Source organism: Streptomyces sp. FH025, assembly GCF_017427025.1.
In the GTDB taxonomy this organism is placed as follows: domain Bacteria; phylum Actinomycetota; class Actinomycetes; order Streptomycetales; family Streptomycetaceae; genus Kitasatospora.
On the sequence record NZ_JAFLNG010000266.1, the window covers coordinates 1 to 9,734 of the forward strand.

The 9,734-nt window shown below is 72.7% G+C and carries 9 protein-coding genes and 1 pseudogene; 2 read left to right on the plus strand and 8 right to left on the minus strand.

Going from position 1 to position 9,734, the window contains the following annotated elements; genetic code table 11:
• Positions 1 to 529, plus strand: a pseudogene (locus J0670_RS19570) (TetR family transcriptional regulator); the annotation flags it as partial.
• Between the two features lie 105 nt (positions 530 to 634).
• Here the strand turns inward: J0670_RS19570 and J0670_RS19575 are convergent.
• Complete coding sequence (locus J0670_RS19575; RefSeq protein WP_207812923.1) at positions 635 to 1,486, minus strand: fumarylacetoacetate hydrolase family protein; 852 nt, start codon at positions 1,484 to 1,486, stop codon at positions 635 to 637.
• A 178-nt stretch (positions 1,487 to 1,664) separates the two neighbouring features.
• Between J0670_RS19575 and J0670_RS19580 the strand changes: the two genes are divergently transcribed.
• On the plus strand, positions 1,665 to 2,363 hold the full coding sequence (locus J0670_RS19580) for an MBL fold metallo-hydrolase (protein WP_207812924.1): 699 nt from the start codon (positions 1,665 to 1,667) through the stop codon (positions 2,361 to 2,363).
• On the opposite strand, the gene J0670_RS19585 is transcribed toward J0670_RS19580, so the two are convergent.
• From J0670_RS19585 to J0670_RS19615, 7 genes are all read right to left on the minus strand, one after another.
• Positions 2,319 to 3,548, minus strand: coding sequence for a serine/threonine-protein kinase (locus tag J0670_RS19585; RefSeq protein WP_207812925.1), 1,230 nt, complete (start codon positions 3,546 to 3,548; stop codon positions 2,319 to 2,321). The genes J0670_RS19580 and J0670_RS19585 overlap by 45 nt on opposite strands.
• Positions 3,549 to 3,658: 110 nt before the next feature.
• Positions 3,659 to 4,648 (minus strand): ABC transporter substrate-binding protein, encoded by a 990-nt coding sequence (locus J0670_RS19590; RefSeq protein WP_207812926.1) that lies wholly within the window; start codon positions 4,646 to 4,648, stop codon positions 3,659 to 3,661.
• 40 nt (positions 4,649 to 4,688) lie between these two features.
• Positions 4,689 to 5,474: an amino acid ABC transporter ATP-binding protein gene (locus J0670_RS19595; RefSeq protein WP_279383040.1), complete on the minus strand. Its 786-nt coding sequence runs from the start codon at positions 5,472 to 5,474 to the stop codon at positions 4,689 to 4,691.
• Positions 5,471 to 6,460, minus strand: coding sequence for an amino acid ABC transporter permease (locus J0670_RS19600; protein ID WP_207812927.1), 990 nt, complete (start codon positions 6,458 to 6,460; stop codon positions 5,471 to 5,473). The genes J0670_RS19595 and J0670_RS19600 overlap by 4 nt, the downstream gene beginning before the upstream one ends.
• Before the next feature lie 48 nt (positions 6,461 to 6,508).
• On the minus strand, positions 6,509 to 7,456 hold the full coding sequence (locus tag J0670_RS19605; RefSeq protein ID WP_207812928.1) for an ABC transporter substrate-binding protein: 948 nt from the start codon (positions 7,454 to 7,456) through the stop codon (positions 6,509 to 6,511).
• Between the two features lie 37 nt (positions 7,457 to 7,493).
• A complete protein-coding gene (locus J0670_RS19610; RefSeq protein WP_207812931.1) occupies positions 7,494 to 7,994 on the minus strand; it encodes a GNAT family N-acetyltransferase in 501 nt (166 codons plus the stop codon).
• 11 nt (positions 7,995 to 8,005) lie between these two features.
• Positions 8,006 to 9,160: an LLM class flavin-dependent oxidoreductase gene (locus J0670_RS19615; protein WP_207812929.1), complete on the minus strand. Its 1,155-nt coding sequence runs from the start codon at positions 9,158 to 9,160 to the stop codon at positions 8,006 to 8,008.
• Positions 9,161 to 9,734 lie beyond the last annotated feature (574 nt).

Here is a 9,734-nt window from a genome sequence, read left to right on the forward strand (position 1 = left end):
GGGCGGCAAGCAGCAGTTGTACGAGGCCGCGCTGCGCACCGCGGCCGACGAGCTGACCAGCCGGTTCGCCGTCCCGCTGGCCGGGACGCCGTCCGAGCAGCTGGCGGCCGTACTGGACGGCTACTTCGCCTTCGTGGCCGAGCACGACGCCGGCTACTCCGCGCTGCTGCGCGGCGGTTCGGTGGTGGAGACGGCCCGGACCTCGGCGATCGTGGACGACGTCCGCCGGGCGGCGCTCAAGCGGACCCTGCGGCACCTGGGCGTACGGGAGGCCGGGCCTCGGCTGACCCTGCTGGTGCGCTCCTGGATCGCGGTGGTCGAGGGCGCGTCGCTGAGCTGGCTGGACGAGGGGCGCGCGCTGCCGGTGGCGGAGCTGCGGGACTGGCTGGTGGACCAGTTCACGGCGATGGCGGCGGCGACGGCGCTGCACGATCCGCAGACGGCGCAGGTGCTGGCGGGGCTGCTGGCGCTGGAGGGCCCGCGGGCGCAGCGGGCCGAGCGGCTGCGCGCGGTGCTGGGCGGGCGGTAGCGGCCTTCCCGGGCTTCCCGACCCCCGTGCCAAGGGTCGGGGCGGGCCGATGATCGGATGCGGCGATCAGACCCGATGATCAGACCCGGTGATCAGACCCGGTGATCAGGCCTTGCCGAGCACCTGGCGCTGGCGGCCGAGGCCGTCGATCTCGATCTCGACGACGTCGCCCGGGGCGAGGAACGGCGTGCCGGGGCGGCCCAGGGTGACTCCGGCCGGGGTGCCGGTGATGATCACGTCGCCGGGCTCCAGCACCATGAACCAGCTCACGTAGCGGACGAGTTCGAGCACCGGGAAGACCATCTCCGCGGTGTTGCCGTCCTGCCGCCGCTCGCCGTTGACCCACAGCCGCAGCGCCAGGGCCTGCGGGTCGGCCACCTCGTCGGCGGTGACCAGCCAGGGCCCGAGCGGGGTGAAGGTCTCCGCCGACTTGCCCTTGTCCCACTGGCCTCCGCGCTCGAACTGGAAGGCCCGCTCGGTCACGTCGTTGGCGATCGTGTAGCCCGCGATCGCCGCCGCGGCCGCCTCGTGCCCGTCCAGGTAGCGGGCGGTGCGGCCGATCACGACGGCCAGCTCGGCCTCGTAGTCGGTCTTCTCGCCGCCGCGCGGCACCAGCACCTCGTCGTACGGGCCGACCACGGTCGAGCTCGGCTTGAGGAAGATCACCGGCTCGGCCGGGATCGCCGCCCCGGCCTCGGCCGCGTGGTCGCGGTAGTTGAGCCCGATGCCGACCACCTTGCCCGGCCGGGCCACCGGCGCGCCCACCCTCTGCCCGGCCAGGTCCACCGCCGGCAGCACGCCGGCGGCCACGTCCCGGGCCAGTGCGGCGGTGTCCAGCCCGGACAGGAAGGCCCCGTCGAGGTCGCGGGCCCGCCCGGAGAGGTCGTACGCGGTGCCGTCCTCGCCCAGTACGACCGGGCGCTCGGCACCCGGGGGTCCGACGCGGAGGAACTTCATCGATCCGTCACCAGCCTTTCGTCGCAGCTCGCCGGGGCGGCACGGACACCGCTCCCGACTCCGGCAACGAGGTATATCAACGCACCGGGCGGCGGACCAGAGCGTCCTGAAGGGCGGATCGCGCACGCCCAGGGCGAACGTGCGCGTGCCGGAGCCCCGCGGGGCGCACTATCCGGACATGGAGATCACCCGGGTACGCAACGAATTGCACATGATCACACTGGAGTTCGGGACCGCCTACCTCTGGCGGGACGCGCACGGACTGACCCTGGTCGACACCGGCATCGCCGGGTCGGCGAAGGGGATCGAGGAGGCCATCCGCACCATCGGGCTGGAGCCCGCCGCGCTGCGCCGGATCGTGCTCACCCACCACCACGAGGACCACACCGGCTCGGCCGCCGAGCTCGCCCTCCGCTGGTCCGCCGAGGTGGTGGCGCACCGGCTGGACGCGCCGGTGATCCGGCGCGAGCAGCCGCCGGTGCCGCCCGTGCTGAGCCCCTTCGAGCAGGAGCTGTGGGCGGGCCTGCCGCCGGTCCCGCCCGCCGAGCCCTGCCCGGTGCACCGCGAGGTCGAGGAGGGCGACGTGCTGGACATCGGCGGCGGCGCGGTGGTCGTGCACGTGCCCGGGCACACCGACGGCAGCATCGCGCTGCACCTGCCCGGCCCCGGGGTGCTGTTCACCGGGGACCTGGCGGCCAACGTCCAGGGGCGGACCATGCCGGGGGTGTTCAACACCGACCCGGCTCTGGCCCTCGCCTCCTTCCACCGGCTGGCCGCGCTGCCGGTGGAGACGGTGGTGTTCGGGCACGGCGACCCGATCCCGGACGGCGGCTCAGCCGCCCTGCGCGCCGCCGCCCAGCAGCACCCGCAGGCTTAGCGCCAGGGCCGGGCCGGGGCCGAGCCGGGCGGCCTCCCGCTGCCAGTGCGCGAGGTCGCGCCGGGCGTCGGCCCGGGCCTCCGGGGCGGCCCCGCCCTCCTGCGCCAGCGCGTCCAGCAGCTCGACGGCGGTGCCCCGGTGGCCGTCCCGGGCCAGCCAGAGGGCCAGGTCGTGGCAGGTGCGAAGGGTCCGCGGGTCGGCCGGGCCGCAGATCCGGGCGAAGTCGGGGACGAGCCGCCGCAGCATCTCCACGGCCTCCCCGGCCTCGCCCTCGGCGCCGCGCTGCCAGGCCTGGTCGGCCCGCCGGCGCAGCTGTTCCGGGCTCGGGTCGTCCGGCCGCAGCATGCCCGGCCGGATCCGGCGCAGTCGCTCCAGCACCTCGGCGGCGCCGGCCGGCCGGTCCGCGGGCCGCTTGGCGAGCAGCTGGGCGACCAGGTCGGCCAGCGCCGGGTCCTTGCCGCGCACCCGGGGCGGGGTCTCGTGCAGGTGCTTGTTCATGTACTCGTACGGGGAGTCGGCGCGGAACGGCCGCCGGCCGGTGCTGATCTCGTACAGCATCACGCCGAGCGCGTAGAGGTCGGCCCGGCCGTCCACGGTGCCACCGGACCAGCACTCGGGCGCCAGGTACGGCACGGTGCCGACCACGTTGCCGGTGGAGGTGAGCCCGGTGGACTGGGTGAGCAGCCGGGCGATGCCGAAGTCCAGCACCTTGGCCCGGTCCCCGTCCTCGGCGACCATGACGTTCTCGGGCTTGATGTCCCGGTGGATGACGCCGTTGCGGTGCGCCGCGTCGAGCGCCTCGCAGACCTGCCCCATCCAGGTGAGGGCGCGCCCGTGGTCGGGCAGGCCGTCCTTGAGGATCGCGGACAGCGCCCGGCCGCGGACCAGCTCCATCACCAGGTAGTGGGTCTCCCCGGCCTCCCCGGTCTCCCCGTCGGCATCGACGACCCGGCCGTAGTCGTGCACGGTCACGATGTGCGGGTTGGAGAGGCCGCCGGCCACCTTGGCCTCGCGGACGAACCGCCCGACGGCCTCCCGGTCGGAGGCGTGCTCGGCCAGCAGCAGCTTCACCGCGACCTCGCGGTCCAGCACGGTGTCGGTCGCCAGCCAGACCACGCCGAACCCGCCCCGGCCCAGCCACTCGTCCAGCCGGAAGCGGCCGCCGAGCACGTCTCCCTTGCGCATGCCCTCCCCCAACTCGGCCGCGTCCGTCCCTCGTTCGCCGCCGGAGGGGTCACCTTAGCGGCGGTCAGGGACGAACGGGTGAACGAGGAGCGGGCTCTCCCGGTCCGGGCCTACTGCTTGGGCTTGGGCAGGCCGGGCGGGTTGATCTCGGAGGTCTTCACGGCCTCGTTGTCCAGGCCCCAGCGCTTGAGCACCTGCCCGTACGTCCCGTTCTTGATCACCTCGTTGATGGCGCCGTTGAGCGCCTTGACCAGGCCGTTGTCCTTGTGGGTGGTCGCCGCGATCTTGCCGAGGACGTCCGCACCGCCGCCCGAGTAGGTGCCGACGATCTCGGTCTCGCCGGTCTGCGCGACGTGGAAGGCCAGGCTGGGGTTGGGGCCGACGTAGACGTCGATCCGGCCGGAGGAGAGCGCGAGGTAGAACTCGGTGCCCGAGAAGTACTTGATGTCGATCGGCTTGAGGCCGTTCCTGACGTTCTCCTCGCTCCAGGAGATCAGCAGCTTCTCCTGGTTGGTGCCGGTGCCGACGCCGACGCTCTTGCCCGCGAGGTCCTTGGCGCCGGTGACCTTCAGCCCGCTGCCCTTCTTCGCCTCGAAGCCGAGGATGTCCAGCCGGTAGGTGGCGAAGTCGTACTTCTCCTTGCGCTCCTCGGTGACGGTGATGTTGGACAGGCCGGCGTCGTACTTGCCGCTGTCCAGGCCGACGAAGATGTTCTCCCAGGAGCCCGAGTTGATCTCGACCTTGAGGCCGAGCACGTCGCCGATCAAGTAGGCGATGTCCGGCTCGACCCCGATGACGGTCTTGTCGTCGTCGGCGTAGAAGTCCAGCGGCGGGGTGGAGCCGAGGGAGTCGACGACGCTCAGTGTGCCCTTCTTTCTGATCTCCTCCGGGACCAGTGCCGCGATCGCGTCGACCTTGGGCGTGGTGACCCGGTTCTGGTTGGGCGACAGGTTCACCACGGTTCCGTTCGGAGCGGTGCTGCCCTTGGCCGGGGCGAGGTCCGCCGAGGCGCCCGTGGCGCCGCTGCCGCAGCCGGTCAGGGCGAGGGCGGCGGCGAACGCGCCGGCTGCGGTCACGAGGGCGCGACGGGGTAGGGACATGGCGGAACTCCTGCTCGGTGAAGGGGACTTACTGGGCTGGTTAGAGCACCTTGGCCAGGAAGGCCCGGGTGCGTTCGTGCTGCGGGCGGTCCAGGACCTCGGCGGGCGGGCCCTGCTCGACCACCACTCCGCCGTCCATGAAGACGACCGTGTCGGCGACCTCGCGGGCGAAGCCGATCTCGTGGGTGACCACGATCATCGTGGTGCCGGTCGAGGCCAGGTCCTTGATGACGTCCAGCACCTCGCCGACCAGCTCCGGGTCGAGCGCCGAGGTGGGCTCGTCGAACAGCAGCACCTTGGGCTCCAGGGCGAGCGCCCGGGCGATCGCCACCCGCTGCTGCTGCCCGCCGGACAGCTGCCGGGGGTAGGCGGCGGCCTTGTCGGCCAGCCCGACCCGCTCCAGCAGCGCCAGGGCCGCGGCCCTGGCCTCGGCCCGGGGCCGGCCCAGCGCGGCGATCGGCGCCTCGACCAGGTTCTCCAGCACGGTCAGGTGCGGGAACAGGTTGAAGTTCTGGAACACGAAGCCGATCCCGGTGCGCTGGCGCAGCACCTCGCGCTCCTTGAGCTCGTGCAGCCGGTCGCCGGAGCGCCGGTAGCCGATCAGCTCGCCGTCGATGGCGACGTAGCCGCGGTCGAGCTTCTCCAGGTGGTTGATCGAGCGCAGCAGGGTGGACTTGCCGGAGCCCGACGGGCCGAGCACCACCGTCACCGAGCCGGCCGGGACGTCCAGGTCGACCCCGCGCAGGACCTCCAGCGGGCCGAAGCTCTTGTGCAGGCCGCGAACCTGCACCATCGGCGCCGCCTCGGACTCGGTCAGCGTGGTCATGGACGTCCTCCGGGGGTGCGGGCGGTCGGGGTACGGGTCGGCAGGCTGCGCACGAAGGCCCGGAGGCGCTGGAGCGGGGTGGGCGGCGGGGTGCGCTGGGCGCCGCGGGCGAAGTAGCGCTCGACGTAGTACTGGCCGATCGACAGCACGGTGGTCAGCACCACGTACCAGACGGTGGCGACCATCAGCAGCGGCACCACCCGGCCGGTCCGGCCGTAGATCACCTGGGCCTGGTAGAAGAGCTCGCCGATGGCCATCACGTAGACCACCGAGGTGCCCTTGAGCAGCGAGATCACCTCGTTGGCGGCGGCGGGCAGGATGCCGCGCATGGCCTGCGGCAGCACGATCCGCCAGGCCTGCCGCAGCCGCGGGATGCCGAGCGCGGCGGCGGCCTCGCGCTGGCCGCCCTCCACCGCGATGATGCCGCCGCGGATGATCTCGGCGGCGAACGCGGCCTGGTGCAGCCCGAGGCCGAGCACCGCCGCGCCGAGCGCGCCGAGCACGCCGACCGTCTCGAACTCGCCGAAGGTCGGGCCGAACGGGATGCCGAAGCCGAACCGCTTGTAGAGGTAGGAGAGGTTGAACCAGAACACCAGCTGCACGATCAGCGGGATCGAGCGGAACGCCCAGACGTACGCCCAGGCGATGGTCTGGAGGATCGCGCTGCGGGACAGCCGCATCGCGGCCACCACGGCGCCCAGCGCGAAGCCCAGCACGGTGCCGTAGGCGGTGAGTTCGAGGGTGCGGCCGATCGCCTGGAGGATGATGTCGGCGGTGAAGTAGCGCCGGAAGGTGGGCCAGTCCCAGCCGGGGTTGGTGGCCAGGCCGTGGGCGAACTGGACGAGGATGACGAGTGCGGCGAGGCCGGCCGCCCAGCGCCAGGGGTGCCGGGCGGGGACGGTCCGCAGGCCGGCCAGCTCGTCGGGGTCGAGGCCGGCCGTGGCCGTGCGTCTCGACGCGGTCGGTGTCTCGATACTGACGGTCATCGGGGACTCCTTGGACGGGGCCCTCGGCTGCCGTGGGCAGCCTTCGGCTCAGGGGTGCTCGGGCGGGCTGATCTGGGACTCCTTGATCGCCGACTCGGCGACCCCCCACTTCTTGAGGATCCGGTCGTACGTCCCGTCCTTGATCAGCTGGTTGACCGCCGCCTGGAAGGCCGGGGTGAGCTTGGAGCCCTTCTTGAAGGCGAAGCCGACGTCCAGCCGGTGGAACTCGTTGAGGAAGCGCAGCCCGGTGGATTCCTGCGCGGTCAGGTGGCGCAGGCCGTTGATGGTGGACATCTCGATGTCGACCCGGCCCTGCTGCAGGCCGGTCAGCAGGGCGCCGCTCTCGCTGAACGCCTTGACCTCGTACGGCTTCTTCCCGGCGTCGGCGCAGACGTTCTTCTTGGTGTTGAGCGTGGTCTCGAAGGTGGTGCCCGCGCTGGTGCCGATGGTCAGCCCGCAGAGCTGGACCAGGTCGGTGATCGGCTGGATCGCCGTGTTGTCCTTCTTCACCGCGAAGCCCTGGCCGTCGTCGATGTAGGTGACGAAGTCGACGGTCTTCAGGCGCGCGGTGGTGACCCCGAAGTTGCCGGTGCCGACGTCGAACTTGCCGCTGTCCAGGGCGGGCAGGATGGTCTCGAAGGCGGCCTCCTCGCGCTGCACGGTCACGCCGAGCAGCTTGGCCACCGCGTCGGTGAAGTCGACGTCGATGCCGGCCGGCTTCTTGGTGGCCTGGTCGGCGTAGAAGGAGCTCGGCGGCGAGCCGAAGGACGTACCGAACTTGATCACGCCGGCCTTGCGCACCTCCTCGGGCAGCAGCCCGGCGGCGGCCTCCGAGCGGCTCAGGCCGGAGACGACGTCCTCGGTGGCACTGGCGGCGGGCCCACTCGCCCCCGGCGCGCCCTCGATCTTCGGGTCCGAGCCGCACGCGGCCAGCGCCAGCACCGGCAGCAGGGCGGTGACCGCGAGCAGGCGGCGGCGGACGGTGGTGGTTCTCACGGAGGGCCTTTCAGGAGGTTCGGGTCAGAGCGGTCGACTACGCCTGGACGAGAGGAAGTCGCTTCTCGAAGGGGAGCGGGCCGATGGTCAGAGGATCGGCGGTGACGTCGAACAGCGCCGTGTAGCCGGCCGCCAGGTAGAGGCCCTTGGCCTCGGGCTGGCGCGGGCCGGTGGTGAGGTAGATCCGGCGGTAGCCGGCGGCGGCCGCCGTCCGCTCCAGCTCGACCAACACCCGGCGGGCCAGGCCGCGGCGGCGGTGCGCCGAGTGCGTCCACATCCGCTTCACCTCGGCGGTGTCCGCGTCGTACCGCTTGTAGGCGCCGCCGGCCACCGGCTCGCCGTCCTCCAGCAGGAGCAGCAGCACGCCGTGCGGCTCGGCGAAGGCCTCGCCCGGGTAGCGGGTCATCTCCTCGTGCGCGCCGGGGCCGTAGCGCGTGACGTACTCGTGGGTGAGCTCGCGCAGCAGCGGCTCGACCAGCGGGTCGTCCAGGGCGACCTTGCGGAACTCGGCCACGGGAGCGCGGCCGGCGCCGCTCACGCCTGCACCGCTCACGCCTGCACCGCGATCAGCTGGTGCCGGTCGCGCTCGGCGCGCGCCGCCGCCTCGGCCTTGGCGGCGTCCCGTTTGGCGACCTCCTCGCGGACGATCGGGATGACGTAGCGGCCAAAGTCGATCGCGTCGTCCAGCAGGTCGTAGCCGCGCGCGGAGAGGATGTCCACGCCGAGGTCGTAGTAGTCCAGCAGCGCCTGGGCGACCGTCTCCGGGGTGCCGACCAGCGCGTTGGAGTTGCCCGCGCCGCCGGTGGCCGCAGCGGTCGGGGTCCACAGCGCGCGGTCGTAGCGCTCGCCGGCCTCGGCGATCTCCAGCAGCCGCTGCGAGCCGGTGTTCTCGGGCTGGGCGCCGGCCGAGCGGCGCCGGGGGTCGGACTTCCCGCTCTCCCGGCGGGCCTTGATCGCGGCCACCGTCCGGTGCGCCTTCTCCCAGGCCAGTTCCTCGGTCGGCGCGATGATCGGCCGGAACGCCACCTGGATCCGCGGCTGGTCGGTCCGTCCGGCGGCCCGGGCCGCCTCCTTCACCCGCTCGATCTGCTCGGCGGTGCGGGCCAGCGGCTCGCCCCAGAGGCAGTAGATGTCCGCCTCGGCGCCGCCCGCCGCGTAGGCGGCCTCCGAGGAGCCGCCGAAGGAGACCGCCGGGCGCGGCTGCTGGACGGGGAAGACGTCGGAGACGAAGTCGTTGAAGCGGTAGTGCGGGCCCTCGTGGTCGAAGGGCTCCCGGCTGGTCCACGCCTTCTTCACGATGCCGATGTACTCGCGGGTGCGCTCGTAGCGCTGGTCCTTGGTCAGGAAGTCGCCCTCGCGCTGCTGCTCGTGGTCGGTGCCGCCGGTGATGAAGTGGACGGTCAGCCGGCCCTCGCTGATCTGGTCCAGGGTCGCGAAGGTCTTGGCGGCGAAGGTCGGGTAGGAGACGTTCGGCCGGTGCGCGAGCAGGATCTGCAGCCTGTCGAGGTGCGAGGCGAGGAAGGCCGCCGCGGCCGCCGGCTCCGGGGCGCCGGAGCCGTACGCGAAGAGCACCCGGTCCCAGCCGTGATCCTCGTGCGCCCGGGCCAGCCGCAGGGTGTAGTCGCGGTCGAAGGCGGCGGTGGTGCGCGGGCTGGTCTCCGAGCCATCGCCGGTGGCGGCGATGCCGAGGAATTCGACGGGCATGGCGAAACCTTTCGGTGAGCGGGGTCCGGCGATTGCGGGTGGGCAGACCGGAGGAGGCCGCGGCGGAGCGGCCGTCGAGCACGGGCGCGGATTCGGGTGCGGGTACGTGACGGTGGAGGGCGGAGCGGGCCGGAGTGCGGTGCGGGGGCGGTGAAGTCGGCGGCGGCAGCGCGTGTCTGATGTGCCGTCACGGGTGCGGACGGCGGTTCCCGGCCCGCTACGGGGCAAACCGAGGGAGGACTCCCCGCGGGAGATCAGGGCCGAGCGGAATCAGGGGCCGGAAGGGCGGCCCGCTGCCAGGTCAGCCGCGACACGCCGCGGACCACACCCGACCGAAGTCGATGTGGTCGCGGGTGACCAGGGGCTGCTCGGCGTACATGGCCTCAAGTTGAGCAGTCGGCCGCGCGGTCCGTCAACCATGCTTCATTGCCGCACTGTTGCGATCTCCTGTCGCTTTTCTGACATGCCCCGACCGGCCCCGATCGCCCCCCGTCCACCCTTGACAGCCGTCGATCGCGCACGCGTACGATCGAAGCGGAGTGCAGTGCAACCGTGCCGACCGCGTTGAGGGACG

What these genes read in the sequence shown, in the direction of transcription:
- J0670_RS19575 (WP_207812923.1), bottom strand. Translation starts at nt 1,486, where the DNA reads ATGAAGTTCCTCCGCGTCGGACCCCCGGGTGCCGAGCGCCCGGTCGTA.
- J0670_RS19580 (WP_207812924.1), top strand. Translation starts at nt 1,665, where the DNA reads ATGGAGATCACCCGGGTACGCAACGAATTGCACATGATCACACTGGAG.
- J0670_RS19585 (WP_207812925.1), bottom strand. Translation starts at nt 3,548, where the DNA reads ATGCGCAAGGGAGACGTGCTCGGCGGCCGCTTCCGGCTGGACGAGTGG.
- J0670_RS19590 (WP_207812926.1), bottom strand. Translation starts at nt 4,648, where the DNA reads ATGTCCCTACCCCGTCGCGCCCTCGTGACCGCAGCCGGCGCGTTCGCC.
- J0670_RS19595 (WP_279383040.1), bottom strand. Translation starts at nt 5,474, where the DNA reads ATGACCACGCTGACCGAGTCCGAGGCGGCGCCGATGGTGCAGGTTCGC.
- J0670_RS19600 (WP_207812927.1), bottom strand. Translation starts at nt 6,460, where the DNA reads ATGACCGTCAGTATCGAGACACCGACCGCGTCGAGACGCACGGCCACG.
- J0670_RS19615 (WP_207812929.1), bottom strand. Translation starts at nt 9,160, where the DNA reads ATGCCCGTCGAATTCCTCGGCATCGCCGCCACCGGCGATGGCTCGGAG.